The organism is Roseateles sp. GW821-FHT09G03 (genome assembly GCF_059416045.1).
Map to the genome: position 1 here is coordinate 33,005 of NZ_JBWKOK010000006.1, position 13,738 is coordinate 46,742.

10 protein-coding genes are annotated in these 13,738 nt (G+C 69.7%); 4 read left to right on the forward strand and 6 right to left on the reverse strand.

Annotated features, from left to right (window positions below; all coding sequences use genetic code 11):
- Nucleotides 1-17: 17 nt before the first annotated feature.
- From AC07OZ_RS21020 to AC07OZ_RS21045, 6 genes are all read right to left on the reverse strand, one after another.
- Nucleotides 18-1,562, reverse strand: a complete 1,545-nt coding sequence (locus AC07OZ_RS21020; protein ID WP_495469026.1) for a methyl-accepting chemotaxis protein — start codon at nucleotides 1,560-1,562, stop codon at nucleotides 18-20.
- A 116-nt stretch (nucleotides 1,563-1,678) separates the two neighbouring features.
- Nucleotides 1,679-2,941: a hypothetical protein gene (locus AC07OZ_RS21025; protein ID WP_495469027.1), complete on the reverse strand. Its 1,263-nt coding sequence runs from the start codon at nucleotides 2,939-2,941 to the stop codon at nucleotides 1,679-1,681.
- Nucleotides 2,942-3,011: 70 nt separating this feature from the next.
- Entirely contained in the window at nucleotides 3,012-6,305 is a 3,294-nt protein-coding gene (gene icmF, locus AC07OZ_RS21030; RefSeq protein ID WP_495469028.1) for a fused isobutyryl-CoA mutase/GTPase IcmF, read from the reverse strand.
- A 199-nt stretch (nucleotides 6,306-6,504) separates the two neighbouring features.
- Nucleotides 6,505-7,515 carry a PEPxxWA-CTERM sorting domain-containing protein gene (locus AC07OZ_RS21035; protein WP_495469029.1) on the reverse strand — a complete coding sequence of 337 codons (1,011 nt, stop codon included), beginning with the start codon at nucleotides 7,513-7,515 and terminating at the stop codon, nucleotides 6,505-6,507.
- A 19-nt stretch (nucleotides 7,516-7,534) separates the two neighbouring features.
- Nucleotides 7,535-8,560, reverse strand: coding sequence for a PEP-CTERM sorting domain-containing protein (locus tag AC07OZ_RS21040; RefSeq protein ID WP_495469030.1), 1,026 nt, complete (start codon nucleotides 8,558-8,560; stop codon nucleotides 7,535-7,537).
- On the reverse strand, nucleotides 8,557-9,561 hold the full coding sequence (locus AC07OZ_RS21045) for a PEP-CTERM sorting domain-containing protein (protein WP_495469031.1): 1,005 nt from the start codon (nucleotides 9,559-9,561) through the stop codon (nucleotides 8,557-8,559). Before AC07OZ_RS21045 ends, AC07OZ_RS21040 begins: the two co-directional genes overlap by 4 nt.
- A gap of 189 nt (nucleotides 9,562-9,750) precedes the next feature.
- Here AC07OZ_RS21045 and AC07OZ_RS21050 point away from each other — a divergent pair, with 189 nt between their 5' ends.
- The 4 genes from AC07OZ_RS21050 (at nucleotide 9,751) to AC07OZ_RS21065 (ending at nucleotide 13,738) form a co-directional block, all read left to right on the forward strand.
- On the forward strand, nucleotides 9,751-10,386 hold the full coding sequence (locus AC07OZ_RS21050) for an ANTAR domain-containing response regulator (protein WP_495469032.1): 636 nt from the start codon (nucleotides 9,751-9,753) through the stop codon (nucleotides 10,384-10,386).
- Between the two features lie 320 nt (nucleotides 10,387-10,706).
- Nucleotides 10,707-11,930 carry a CmpA/NrtA family ABC transporter substrate-binding protein gene (locus tag AC07OZ_RS21055; RefSeq protein WP_495469033.1) on the forward strand — a complete coding sequence of 408 codons (1,224 nt, stop codon included), beginning with the start codon at nucleotides 10,707-10,709 and terminating at the stop codon, nucleotides 11,928-11,930.
- A 44-nt stretch (nucleotides 11,931-11,974) separates the two neighbouring features.
- The gene (gene ntrB / locus AC07OZ_RS21060) at nucleotides 11,975-12,895 is read left to right on the forward strand and encodes a nitrate ABC transporter permease (RefSeq protein WP_495469034.1); all 921 of its coding nucleotides are present in this window, start codon (nucleotides 11,975-11,977) and stop codon (nucleotides 12,893-12,895) included.
- A gap of 39 nt (nucleotides 12,896-12,934) precedes the next feature.
- Nucleotides 12,935-13,738 (forward strand): ABC transporter ATP-binding protein, encoded by an 804-nt coding sequence (locus tag AC07OZ_RS21065; protein WP_495469035.1) that lies wholly within the window; start codon nucleotides 12,935-12,937, stop codon nucleotides 13,736-13,738.

Genomic DNA, 13,738 nt, shown 5'->3' on the forward strand with positions numbered 1-13,738 from the left:
CGTCGTCGCGCGTGCCATCACGCGAGCCGGAACACCCGCACCAGCTCCGCGAGTTCCTTGGCCTGCTGCTGCAGGCTGTCGGCGGCCGCGCTGCTTTCCTCGACCAGCGCGGCGTTCTGCTGCGTCACCTGGTCGAGCTGCGTGACCGCGTCGCCGATCTGCTGGATGCCGCGCGACTGCTCGCCGCTCGCGGCGGCGATCTCGCCGATGAGCACGCTGACCTGACGCACCTGCTCGACGATGCCCTGCATCGCCGCCCCGGCGTCGTCGGCAAGGCCGGAGCCGGACTGCACCTGCTCGACGCTGCGCCCGATCAGCGCCTTGATCTCGCGCGCCGCTTGCGCCGAGCGCTGCGCCAGCGCGCGCACCTCCGACGCGACCACCGCGAAGCCCTTGCCCTGCTCGCCCGCGCGCGCCGCTTCGACCGCGGCGTTCAAGGCCAGGATGTTGGTCTGGAACGCGATGCTGTCGATCACGCCGATGATGTCGGCGATCTGCTTGGACGAGGTGCTGATGTCCTGCATCGTCCGCACGACCTGCTGCACCACGCCGCCGCCCTGGCCGGCGGCCTCGGCGGCACGCGTGGCAAGCGCATCGGCCTGGCCTGCGGTCGACGCGTTGTTCTGCACCGTGCTCGACAGCTCCTCCATCGACGCCGCCGTCTGCTGCAGATTGCTCGCCTGCTCTTCGGTGCGCTGGCTCAGGTCGAGGCTGCCGGTGGCGATCTCGCTGGAGCCGGTGGCGATGCTCTCGCTGCTGTTGCGCACGCGGCTGACGATGTCGCGCAGCGAGCCGGCCATGGCGCCGAGCGCCGCGATCAGCCGCGCCGCCTCATCCTGCCCTGGCGTCGTGTCGCGGTTGCGCAGGTCGCCCTGCGCGACGGCTTCCGCGAAGTGGACCGCTTCCTGCATCGGCGCGGTGATCGAGCGCGTCGTGAAGACGCCGGCGCCCAGCGCGATCAGCACGGCCGCCAGCGCGGCCGCCAGGCTCCAGCCGCGCACCGAGGCGGCGGTGGCTTCCGCTTCGTGGAAGGACTCGGCGCCGACGCGCACCTGCAGCGCCAGCAGGGCGTCGATCGCGACCTTCGCCTGCGCGCCCTGCGTCACGATGCGGTCGCCGTAGATCGCCTGCGCCTTGGCCACGTCGCCGGCCTTCACCGCGTCGCGCGCGGCCAGCAGCCCCTGCCGAACGTAGTTGCCGCGGATGTCGGCGAAGGTCGCGGCCAGCTGCTTCTCCTCGTCGGTGAGGTAGGTGGCCATGTAGTCCTTCCACAGCCCGGTGATCGTCGCGATGTTGGCCTGCAGCTGCGTGTCGAGCGTGGACAGCTGGGCCGGGTCGCGGATCATCTCCGTGACCAGGATGCGGTTGCGCAGCATCAGGCTGTCGATGTCGCCGATCTGCTTCAGCGGGAGGGTCCGGTCCTCGTAGATCGACTTGAGGTGGGTGAAGACGAGACCGCTGCCGCGGATGCCGAGCGCCGAGACGGCGAGGATCAGCAGCAGCATCAACCCGAAGGCCAGCGACAGTCGCTTGCCGGTGGTGAAACGACGCAGGAAGGTCATGGCGGTCTCCAACGGATCTTGTGAACGACGATGCCGGTGTCGATTGCACGATATGTGCCAGCGGAAGGGAAGCCCCTCTCTCCGCCGCACGCCGATCGTCGTTGCCGTGACCGGCGTCACGACGGATCGTCGGCCTGCGAGAGCGGGTCCGCGAAGGCAACCCGCCGGGACCGCGCGCGCGATTGCGCCGCCAAGGCCTCCGCCTGCAGGACGCCCATCCGGCGCAGCAGGTCGGCGTCCGGCAGGGACACCTCCAGGTCGGCGATCCGTGTCAGCGCGGCATTGAAGCCCTGGCGCGCCTCCCAGTCCCGGCGCAGGCAGTTCGCGGCGATGTGTCGCTTCTCGCGCTGGGCGTCGATGGGTTCCGGTTTCGCATAGGCGGAATCGGGCCAGGCCCAGCGCTGGAGCCGGGCCAGCGTGACGAGGTCGCGCGGCGGCCGTGTCGGCCGGAACTCGCCGTGGGCGGGACAGGCGATGTGCCACTGGGCATCGAGCGCCCTCGCGATCCGCGACAGGTCGCCCTCGTCCAGCCCCGGCCGGTGGACCGGGGACGGCGTCGTGCCCGGTGGGCGCGTCCGCAGCAACAGCTGCTCGATGGTGACCGAGGACGGCGCCGGCAGCAGTTCGCGCGGCACCATGCGCAGCGCCCGGTCGATCATGAGCTGCTCGTCCGGGGTCGGGACGATCCCGGGCGTCGAGGCGCGCAGGCGGGGGCCGGCGGCGGTGCAGCGGTTCCAGCCCTCGATCATCGCGGCGAGCCGCAGCGCCAGCTCTCCGAAGGCCGCCGTCGGCGGCAGGTCCAGCCGGCAGTCGTCACTGCACAGGGCGTCGCGCAGCGCGGAGACCGTCATCGGACGCGTCATGAGCGCGTCGCCGTTCTGGGGCGCGGGCGGCACGCAACTGGGCGCTCCGTCGGTCAGACGGACCAGCACCGGCACGTCGATCCCGTTGTGCAGGAAGGGCGGTGGCAACGTCGTCTCGAACAGCCGCAGGGCCGTGCCGACGGGAAAGTCGACGAGCTCGCGTTTCGCGTCGACATGGGGGGCGCTGAGGCACTCGGTGCCGGACATCTCCCGCAGAAACCGGTTCACCGTCGCGGCGGCGCAACCTTCAGGCAGGGCGATCAGCGGGGGATGGCCGATGGCACGGCCGATGGGATGAGCAAGGGAACGCGGTACCGGCAGAAGGCCCAGCGCGCGGAGGTAGCCGTCGGGCAGTTCGTCGAGGACCGAGGGACGCAGGTCGCGCAGGTCCGCGACCGCCGTGTCGGTCCGGGTCAGGCGGTGGACCAGCCGATCGAGGATCGCGCGGTCGCCGCGCCGCGAGAACGTCGAGAAGGCCTGCGCAAGCGCGGAAGAGAGGGAGGAGGGGGGCAACATGGAGGAGACCTCGCAGAAGGTCTCCCCTAGTGGCGGGCCGTCGGCCCCACGGCGCGCCGCCGCGCGGCTATCACATGCTGCGCCGGTACTGCCCACCCACTTCAAACAGCGCCGCGGTGATCTGTCCGAGCGAGCACACCCGCACCGCGTCCATCAGCACGTCGAAGACGTTGCCGTTGTCGATCACGGCCTGCTGCAGCCGCTTGAGCATCGCCGGCGCCTCGCCGGCATGGCGCGCGTGGAAATCGCCCAGGCGCGACAACTGACCCTGCTTCTCTTCCTCGGTCGAGCGCGCCAGCTCGATGTGGTCCGGCACCGGATCGCCGTGCGGGTTGCGGAAGGTGTTCACGCCGATGATGGGGTACTCGCCGGTGTGCTTCAGCATCTCGTAGTGCATCGACTCTTCCTGGATCTTTCCGCGCTGGTAACCCGTCTCCATCGCGCCCAGCACGCCGCCGCGCTCGGCGATGCGCTCGAACTCGGTCAGCACCGCTTCCTCGACCAGCTCGGTGAGCTCGTCGATGATGAACGCGCCCTGGCTGGGGTTCTCGTTCTTGGCCAGGCCCCACTCGCGGTTGATGACCAGCTGGATCGCCATCGCGCGGCGCACCGATTCCTCGGTCGGCGTGGTGATCGCCTCGTCGTAGGCGTTGGTGTGCAGCGAGTTGCAGTTGTCGTAGATCGCGATCAGCGCCTGCAGCGTGGTGCGGATGTCGTTGAACGCGATCTCCTGCGCATGCAGCGAGCGGCCCGAGGTCTGGATGTGGTACTTCAGCTTCTGGCTGCGCTCGTTGGCGCCGTACTTGTCGCGCATCGCCACGGCCCAGATGCGGCGCGCGACGCGGCCCAGCACGGTGTACTCCGGGTCCATGCCGTTGCTGAAGAAGAAGCTCAGGTTGGGCGCGAAGTCGTCGATGTGCATCCCGCGCGCCAGATACGCCTCCACGAAGGTGAAGCCGTTGGACAGCGTGAACGCCAGCTGCGAGATCGGGTTCGCGCCCGCCTCGGCGATGTGATAACCGCTGATCGACACCGAGTAGAAGTTGCGCACGTCGTGGTTGACGAAGTACTGCGCGATGTCGCCCATCACCTTGAGCGAGAACTCGGTCGAGAAGATGCAGGTGTTCTGGCCCTGGTCCTCCTTGAGGATGTCGGCCTGCACGGTGCCGCGCACGTTGGCCAGCACCCAGGCGCGGATCTTGGCGGCCTCGTCGGCGGTCGGGTCGCGGCCGTTGTCGGCCTTGAACTTCGCCAGCTGCTGGTCGATCGCGGTGTTCATGAACATCGCCAGGATCGACGGCGCCGGGCCGTTGATCGTCATCGACACCGAGGTCGTCGGGTTGCAGAGGTCGAAGCCGTCGTACAGGACCTTCATGTCGTCCAGCGTCGCGATGCTGACGCCGGAGTTGCCGACCTTGCCGTAGATGTCGGGCCGTGGTGCGGGATCGGCACCGTAGAGCGTGACCGAGTCGAAGGCCGTCGACAGCCGCTTGGCGGGCAGTCCTTCGGACACCAGCTTGAAGCGCCGGTTGGTGCGGAAGGCGTCGCCCTCGCCGGCGAACATGCGGGTCGGGTCCTCGCCCTCGCGCTTGAACGCGAACACGCCCGCCGTGTACGGGAAGCTGCCCGGCACGTTCTCCAGCATCAGCCACTTCAGCAGCTCGCCCTGGTCCTCGTACGGCGGCAGCACGACCTTGCGGATCTTGGTGCCCGACAGCGACGTGGACACCAGCGCCGTGCGGATCTCCTTGTCGCGGATCTTCACGACGTACTCGTCGCCGGCGTAGGCCTGCTGCATGTCGGGCCACTGGGCGAGGAGGTGGCGCGCGTCGGCGTCGAGCTTCGCCTGGCGGGCCGTGGCGAGCGCTTCGAGCGAAGACAGCGATGCGGCGTGGGCCGTCGCGTCGGACTGCCCGAGCATCGCGGCGCTGGCCGTCAGTTGCTGGATCTCGCGGGCCAGGCGCGCTTGCGCGCGGGCCCGCTTCTTGTAGGCGCGGACGGTGTCGCCGATCTCGGCGAGGTAGCGCGAGCGCGCCGGCGGCACGATGGGTGTCTGGTGCGTGCTGAAGCGCGTGGCGGCGACCGGCAGGCGGCCCTCGCGCAGCGGCAGGCCGAGCTCGGCCAAGCGCGGCTTCAGCGCCTGGTAGAGCGCGGTGACGCCGTCGTCGTTGAAGCGGCTGGCCATGGTGCCGAAGACCGGCAGCTCCTCGGCTTTCTTGCCCCAGGCTTCCTTGTTGCGCTGCACCTGCTTGGCGACGTCGCGCCACGCGTCGGCCGCGCCCTTGCGGTCGAACTTGTTGATCGCGACGAACTCGGCGAAGTCCAGCATGTCGATCTTCTCAAGCTGGCTGGCGGCGCCGAACTCCGGCGTCATCACGTACATCGGCACGTCGACGTGCGGCACGATGGCCGCGTCGCCCTGGCCGATGCCGGAGGTCTCGACGATGACGAGGTCGAAGCCCGCGACCTTGGCCGCGGCGATCACGTCGGGCAGCGCCTGCGAGATCTCGGAGCCGAAGTCGCGCGTTGCCAGCGAGCGCATGTACACGCGTTGTCCCGCGGCCCACGGCGCGATCGCGTTCATGCGGATGCGGTCGCCCAGCAGTGCGCCGCCGCTCTTGCGGCGCGACGGGTCGATGGAGATCACGGCGATGCGCAGCGCATCGTCCTGGTCCAGGCGCAGGCGGCGGATCAGCTCGTCGGTCAGCGAGGACTTGCCCGCGCCGCCGGTGCCGGTGATGCCCAGCACGGGCGTGCGCAGGCCCGTGGCGGCGTCGCGCAGCGCCTGCGTGAAGGCCGCGTCGGCGCGGCCGTTCTCCAGCGCCGTGATGGCCTGCGCGAGCGCGCGCCAGGCGCCTTCCGAATGGCCCTGCAGTGCCGCGACGGCCGTCGGCGCCGCGGCGCTGAGGTCGTGGTCGCAGCGCATGACCATCTCGCCGATCATGCCCATCAGGCCCATGCGCTGGCCGTCCTCGGGGCTGAAGATGCGCACGCCCTGGTCGGCCAGGTCGCGGATCTCGGCCGGCACGATCACGCCGCCGCCGCCGCCGAAGACCTGGATCTTCTCGCCGCCGCGCTGGCGCAGCAGCTCGACCATGTACTTGAAGTATTCGACGTGGCCGCCCTGGTAGGAGCTGACCGCGATGCCTTGCGCGTCTTCCTGCAACGCGGCGGTGACCACCTCGTCCACCGAGCGGTTGTGGCCCAGGTGGATGACCTCCGCGCCCATGCTCTGCAGGATGCGCCGCATGATGTTGATCGCCGCGTCGTGCCCGTCGAACAGGCTGGCGGCGGTCACGAAGCGGACCTTCTGGGTGGGGCGGTACTCGGCCAGGGCCTTGTACTCGGCGGACATCTCGGTCATGACGTGTGTCTCCGGCTTGGGGGCGCGGTCGCCTGCGGGGGATGAGGATGGTCCCGCCGCGGCGCCTGTCGTGGGTCGACCCCTTCTGAGGGTCGATCTTGCCCGCCGATTCTAGATTCCGGTTGACGTTTACGTAAACGTGAGATGCCCGGGCTTGTTCGGCTGCGTGGGGCGGGGAATCCCTAGGACGCCGGCGCGCTCAGTCGCCGCGACGGCGGACGGCCGCGCCCAGCAGGCCCAGTCCGCCCAGCATCAGGGCCCAGGTGCCAGGCTCCGGGACGGCCTCGATCGCCGCGAGCGAGCGCGCGTAGTCGATGCCTGCCGAGTTCAGCGCGGTGAAGCCGGTGATCGCCTGACCGTCGGCGCCGGTGAGCGTCGAGATGCCTTCCCAGGTCAGTGAATGGGAGAAGTCCACCCGCACGTCGGCCGCGCCGGTGGCGCCCGAGTTGTCCCAGGAACTCAGGAAGTGGTACGCGTCGACGCCGAGTCCGAGGTCGAGCGCGATCGGCTCGCCGAAGACGAAGGACACGCGCAGCGTCTGCCAGCCCAGGCCGCTGCCGGTGATCTGGTCCGTCGGCGCCTCGCCGGACGGCTGCCAGAGCGTGCGTTGACCCGCGACGCGGCTCATGGCGTCGGGGGTGTCGAGGCCCTGCGCGCTCAGTTGGGCCGAGTAGAGCCAGCCCGCGCCGGTGGTGAGTGTGGCGGTGGGACTCGGGCCGGTCAGCTCGCCGGCCGCCGACAGATCCCCGTCGACGCGCACGCGGGCCGTGAAGCTGCCGACCGTGCCGTCCTTGCAGCTCGGGCAGGTCACGACGAACTCGTCATGGACGGAGCCGCCGGCGAACATGTGGGCGCTGGTCTGGCGGATGTCGTTGTTCAGGGTGTCCAGCGACCCCGAGACCGTCGCCCAGGTGCGCAGCCGCCCGTAGTCCACGCCGGTGAAGCCTTCGGCGTCGAGCCGGGTGCGCGTGAGCGCGGTGGTGGAGCCGATGTGCATGCCGAGCGTCGACGTCCCGCCGATGCGGGTGTCGCTGGCGAAGTGGTCGCGCTCGTTCGACGACGGGTCGTAGACGGCGAGCGTCTCGCCGTAGAAGGCGTTGCCGAGCGCTGGCGCGGTGGCGGCGATGCCCTCCGCGGCCGCGCCGGCGAGTGCGACGGCAAGCGCCGCGACCAGCGGCACGGAACGTCGGATGAGGAGGGCGTGCATCATCGAAGTCTCCTAGGAGGGGTCAGGCTTGAACCGCGCCTCGCCGGCGCCTGGCGAGCGCGGCCAGCACGACGAGTCCGCCCGCCATCGACACCCAGGTGCCGGGCTCCGGCACGGCGCTGGCGAACGACCGCGCGTAGTCGATGCCGTTGTCGTTGAGGGCCGTGATGCCGCTCATCTGCCGGCCCTGCGCGTCGAGGACCGAGGTGATGCCCGCCCAGGCGATGCCGCGGCTCAGGTCCGTGGTGGCGCCGGCGTGGCCGCGGAAAGGCGGAGCGCCCTTGCCGCCGTACGTCTCCGTGAAGACCGACGCGGACATCGAGAGCCCGACCGAGATCGGCGTCCCGAAAGTGAAGGGGATGCTCAGGTCCTGGTAGCCCGGCGAGACGTCCTCGGATTGCTCGATGAAACTGCGGTTGTCCGAACGCAGGGTCTCGTTGCGGAAGAACTCGACGTCCGCACGACCGTTGCTGCCGACGGGCAGACCGGCGTCGACGTAGGCGCTCGTCCGCCAGGTCGTCGCGCTGCTCGCGTAGCCGCCGAACTCGACCGGCGGAACGCTCGCGTCCCGCTGGCGGTTGGTGTAGCCGTCCAGCAGGATGCGGAAGTGGAGGGTGCCCCGGGTGCCGGCCTCGCAGCGGTCGCACGCGATCACGAAGCGGTCGGTGGACGAGGCTTCCAGGCCGCCGGCGGACGAGGCGCGTGTCTCGCCGCGGGTGGGCACGTCCGTGGCGGTCCAGGCGCTGAGCGAGCCGCTCAGGCGGCCGGCGTCGGCCCGGACCCAGCCGTCCAGCAGGACCTTCGCGCTCGCGTCCGCGTGGGTGGCCGCGTTGGCCCGATGCAATTCGAGGACCTCGCCGGCGACGGCGCCTTTCGAGAACTCGCCGCGGTCCTCGAAGCGGCCCATCGCGTTGTCGAGGCTGTGGCGCGTGCCGAGCTGGAACTCCGCCGCGTCGGCAGCCGCCGGCGACAGCGCCGACAGGACGGCGACCACTGAGCTTGCAGCGATCGCGGCGATCGAGGCGGACCGGCCTTGGCCGGCGCTCATGCGCGCTTCCCGCCCCGGCGGCCGAACGCGGCCAGCACCGCGAGGCCGCCCAGCATCAGCGCCCAGGTGCCCGGCTCGGGCACGACGACGGCGAACGACCGCGCGAAGTCGATGCCGCCCGGATTGAGCGCGGTATAGCCGGCGACGCTCAGCCCGCTGCTGTCCAGCACCGAGGTGATGCCGTTCCAGTACGCATCGTTGGGCGCGACCTGCATCGCGAGCGAGGCCCAGGTGGTGGCGTCGTGCGGCACGGGTTGACCGGTGCCGCCGGAGAAACCCAGCGACATGTTCCAGACGAAGTGGACGGGCTCCCCGAACAGGAAGTCGAAGGTCATCGACTGCAGGCCGGCCGCCGCGCCGGTGACGGTGGTCGTGAGCGCGCCTCGGTCGAACCACTGCTCGGTGCGGGTGAACAGTTGCGTGTAGACGTCCTGGCCCTGGCTGTCCTGGATGCCGTCCGCATGGACGGCCAACGCGCTGCTCCAGAGCGAGTAGCCGCCGTAGTTGCCCGGCGAACTGCCCGCGATCTGTCCGCCGGTCCAGTTCACGCGTGCGTCCGCCTGCAGTTCCAGGGTCAGCGATCCGCGTGTGCCGGCCACGCAGGTGGGACAGGTGACGACGAAGCTGTCGATCGTGTAGCCGGTCACCTGGCTGTCGGTGAACATGAGGGCCGAGGCGCCGCTGCTTGCCGTGACCATGCCGGCGGAGACCGCGAATTCCATGGCACCCGGCCGCATGAAGCCCCGGGTCCGGGAGAAGCCGCTGGTGACGAAACCGGCGCCCGATTCCAGGGTCGCGCTCGAGGTCGACACCAGGCCAGGATTCATCGACGACGCATCGGCGTTGGATACGTTCGTCGTCAGGCCGATCGACCGGCTCTCCGCGGTGAGCGAGTTCTCCGCGGCGACGGCCAAGGCCGGCGGACCGAGCAGTCCGGCGATCAACGCCGCGATCAACGCGGCGGCCGCACCAGGCTTCATGCCAGTGTGATGACGGGTCATGGCGACTCCCTGAACCACGCCTCCGGACGCGGCTGGAGCGACGGTAGTCCGACACGACCGCCGGCGGAGCCCCCGGAAAGAACGACTGCGGGCACGCAGCCTGCATCGCCCTGGGCGCGCCGATTGCTCGCGGTCCGTCGCATCGCATGGCACCCCGGGCCGCGGCACGGAACTTGCGCCGCTGCCGGCGTGAAGCCGCCGCCCGCCCCCGTCGCCAGCCCGCCGCCCGCGCATGCCGGTCATGCGGGCTTGCGCGTGCTGCTCATCGACGACGGCGCCCATCGCGTCGACCTGCTGCGCGACGAACTGGTGCGCCAGGGTTGCGAGGTCGTCGGCGTCATCGAGCAGGCCACGCTGATCCACGACTGCGTGCTGCGCCTGCAGCCGGATGTCGTCATCGTCGATGCGGAATCGCCCACGCGCGACACGCTGGAGAACCTCGCCACGCTGTCGGCGAAGATGCCCCGCCCCGTGGTCATCTTCGCGGAGGACGAGGACCGCGCCCCGATGCGCCGCGCGATCCAGGCCGGCGTCAGCGCGTATGTGGTCGCGGGACTGCAGACGCAACGCCTGGCGCCGGTGCTGCACGTGGCGATCGCGCGCTTCGAGCAGGACCTCGCGCTGCGCGAGGAGCTCAGCAAGACCCAGGCGCAGCTGGCGTCGCGCAAGCTCGTCGACAAGGCCAAGGGCATCCTGATGCGCGAGCAGGGCCTGGACGAGGACCAGGCCTACCAGCGCCTGCGCAAGCTCGCGATGGACCGCGGCGAGGCGCTCGCGCAAGTCGCGCGGCGCGTGATCGACGCGCACGATCTGCTGCGCGGCTGAGCGTCCCTGCCCGCCACCTCGCGCACCGCGGCATGCACCGCGACGGCGCATGGATGCCGCGAGACAGTGCATCGACAGCGGCCTCGGGGACGTGGCCGCTCGCGCCTTCCCTGGGGAAACGTGGCGGGGACCTCGTGGCACGCATCCTGCAATGTCCTGTTCAAGCCCCCGCAACGGCGTGGGGGCCATCTGGAAGATTTGGGCAAAGGCGTCCGATCGGTTCCGCTTCGACGAAGCGGGACGGTCGCGACGCCTTTTTGTTTTTCCGCTGGAGTTCTTCGTTGGAGATCGGGATGCAACACGGTTCGAAGGAGGGTCTGATGAGCGCTGAGCGTCGCAAGCTGCTGGCCGCCGGCGCGGCGCTGGGCGGTCTGTCCGCGCTGCCGGGCGGCGGCGCCTATGCCGCCGGCTCCGACAAGCCGGAGAAGGAGGAGGTCCGCATCGGCTTCATCCCGCTGACCGACTGCGCATCGGTGGTGATGGCCGCCGCCTTGGGCTTCGACAAGAAGTACGGCATCAAGATCGTCCCGACCAAGGAAGCCTCCTGGGCCGGCGTGCGCGACAAGCTCGTCAACGGCGAGCTCGACATGGCGCACGTGCTCTACGGCCTGATCTACGGCGTGCACCTCGGCGTGGCCGGTCCGAAGAAGGACATGGCCGTGCTGATGACCCTCAACAACAACGGCCAGGCGATCACGCTGTCGAAGAAGCTGGCCGAGGCCGGCGCGGTGGATGCGGCCTCGCTCGCGAAGGTCATGGGCAAGGACAAGCGCGACTACACCTTCGCGCAGACCTTCCCGACCGGCACGCATGCGATGTGGCTCTACTACTGGCTGGCCGCCGCGGGCGTGAACCCGATGAAGGACGCCAAGGTGATCACCGTGCCGCCGCCGCAGATGGTGGCCAACATGCGCGTGGGCAACATGGACGGCTTCTGCGTCGGCGAGCCCTGGAACCACCGCGCCATCATCGACGGCATCGGCATCACCGCCGTCACCACGCAGGACATCTGGAAGGACCATCCGGAGAAGGTGCTGGGCACGACCGGCGAGTTCGTCAGGAAGTACCCCAACACCGCGCGCGCCGTGATCATGGCGGTGCTGGAGGCCGGCCGGTGGATCGACGCGAGCCTGTCCAACAAGCAGAAGATGGCCGAGACGATCGCCGACAAGGCCTACGTCAACACCAGCGTCGACGCGATCAACCAGCGCATCCTGGGCCGCTACCAGAACGGCCTGGGCAAGACCTGGGACGACCCCAACTACATGAAGTTCTTCAACGACGGCCAGGTCAACTTCCCCTGGCTGTCCGACGGCATGTGGTTCCTGACGCAGCACAAGCGCTGGGGGCTGCTCAAGGAGCACCCGGACTACCTCGGCGTCGCGCGCCAGGTCAACCAGATCGAGCTCTACAAGCAGGCGGCGTCCGCGGTCGGCGTGCCGGTGCCGAAGGAGACGATGCGTTCGACGAAGCTGTTCGACGGCGTCGTCTGGGATGCCAAGGATCCCGCGAAGTACGCGGACGCCTTCAAGGTCCGCGCTTGACGAGGTCCTCCCCCATTCCCTTCTGATCGATGCAGGAGTCCGCCATGGTCAGTGCCGTCTTTCATTCCCCTGGCGACGTGAACGGTGAGCCCGTCACCGTCTCCGTCGCGACGCCCGTGCCGCTCGCCCGAGACGCGGCCAACGAGCCGGTCGCCAAGCCGGCACCCGCCGCGCGGCCGCCGCGTGCCGGCATCGACTGGCGTGCCGTCTGGATGCGCGTGCTGCCGCCGGTGTGCGGGCTCGGGCTGCTGTGGCTGGTCTGGTACGTCGCCACGCTCAAGGGCGGTCCCTTCCCGACGCCCGGCGCGACCTGGGACGCCGCGGTCAAGCTGTTCGCCGATCCGTTCTATCGCAACGGGCCCAACGACCAGGGCATCGGCTGGAACATCCTCAACTCGCTGCAGCGTGTGGCGCTGGGCTTCGGCCTCGCGGCGGCGGTCGGCATCCCGCTGGGCTTCATCATCGGCCGTTTCGAATTCGCGAGCCGCATGCTGTCGCCGCTGATCAGCCTGCTCAAGCCGGTGTCGCCGTTGGCGTGGCTGCCCATCGGGCTGCTGGTGTTCAAGAGCGCCAACCCGGCGGCGATCTGGACCATCTTCATCTGCTCGATCTGGCCGATGGTCGTCAACACCGCGGTCGGCGTGCAGCGCGTGCCGCAGGACTACCTGAACGTCGCCCGCGTGCTGCGCCTGTCCGAGTGGAAGCTCGTGACGCGCATCCTGTTCCCCGCCGTGCTGCCCTACATGCTGACCGGCGTGCGGCTGTCCGTCGGCACCGCGTGGCTGGTGATCGTCGCGGCGGAGATGCTGACCGGCGGCGTCGGCATCGGCTTCTGGGTCTGGGACGAGTGGAACAACCTCAACGTGCAGCACATCATCATCGCGATCTTCGTGATCGGGATCGTGGGGCTGTTGCTGGAGTGGTTCCTCATGACGCTGGCCAAACGCTTCTCTTTTGATGACTGACGGGCGACCGTCTGCCACCCGCATCACCAGGAGACTTCGATGAGCACTCCCTTCATCCGCGTGCAGCAGGCCGAGATGGTCTTCGCCAGCCGAAAGGGTCGCTTCCATGCGCTGCGCGAGATCGACCTCGACATCGCCAAGGGCGAGTTCGTGACGCTGATCGGCCACTCGGGCTGCGGCAAGTCGACGCTGCTGAACCTGATCGCCGGCCTGCTGCGGCCCACCGGCGGCGGGCTGCTGTGCGACGGCCGCGAGATCGCCGGGCCAGGCCCCGAGCGCGCGGTGGTGTTCCAGAACCACTCGCTGCTGCCGTGGCTGACCTGTTTCGACAACGTGCTGCTGGCGGTGGAGTCCGTCTTCGGCGGCCGGGAATTGCGTCCTCGTCTGATGGCGCGCACGGAGGAGGCGCTGCACCTCGTCGGCATGAGCCATGCGATGTTCAAGCGGCCGCACGAGATCTCGGGCGGCATGAAGCAGCGCGTCGGCATCGCGCGGGCGCTGGCGATGGAGCCCAAGGTGCTGCTGATGGATGAACCCTTCGGCGCGCTGGATGCGCTGACGCGGGCGCACCTGCAGGACGAGCTGCTGAAGATCGTCGCCGCGACGCACAGCACGGTGGTGATGGTCACGCACGATGTGGACGAGGCGGTGCTGCTGTCCGACCGCATCGTGATGATGACCAACGGCCCTGCTGCGACGATCGGCGAGATTCTTCCCGTCACGCTGCCGCGTCCGCGCGATCGCGTGGCGCTGGCCGAGGATCCGGCCTACGTGCATGCGCGCAAGGCGGTGATCGACTTCCTCTACACGCGGCATCGGCACGTGGAGTCGCGCGCCGCCTGA

Excerpts from the sequence above, each read along its gene's own strand:
- icmF (WP_495469028.1), bottom strand. The coding sequence starts at position 6,305 with ATGACCGAGATGTCCGCCGAGTACAAGGCCCTGGCCGAGTACCGCCCC.
- AC07OZ_RS21040 (WP_495469030.1), bottom strand. The coding sequence starts at position 8,560 with ATGAGCGCCGGCCAAGGCCGGTCCGCCTCGATCGCCGCGATCGCTGCA.
- ntrB (WP_495469034.1), top strand. The coding sequence starts at position 11,975 with ATGGTCAGTGCCGTCTTTCATTCCCCTGGCGACGTGAACGGTGAGCCC.
- AC07OZ_RS21065 (WP_495469035.1), top strand. The coding sequence starts at position 12,935 with ATGAGCACTCCCTTCATCCGCGTGCAGCAGGCCGAGATGGTCTTCGCC.
- AC07OZ_RS21045 (WP_495469031.1), bottom strand. The coding sequence starts at position 9,561 with ATGACCCGTCATCACACTGGCATGAAGCCTGGTGCGGCCGCCGCGTTG.
- AC07OZ_RS21025 (WP_495469027.1), bottom strand. The coding sequence starts at position 2,941 with ATGTTGCCCCCCTCCTCCCTCTCTTCCGCGCTTGCGCAGGCCTTCTCG.
- AC07OZ_RS21020 (WP_495469026.1), bottom strand. The coding sequence starts at position 1,562 with ATGACCTTCCTGCGTCGTTTCACCACCGGCAAGCGACTGTCGCTGGCC.
- AC07OZ_RS21035 (WP_495469029.1), bottom strand. The coding sequence starts at position 7,515 with ATGATGCACGCCCTCCTCATCCGACGTTCCGTGCCGCTGGTCGCGGCG.
- AC07OZ_RS21055 (WP_495469033.1), top strand. The coding sequence starts at position 10,707 with ATGAGCGCTGAGCGTCGCAAGCTGCTGGCCGCCGGCGCGGCGCTGGGC.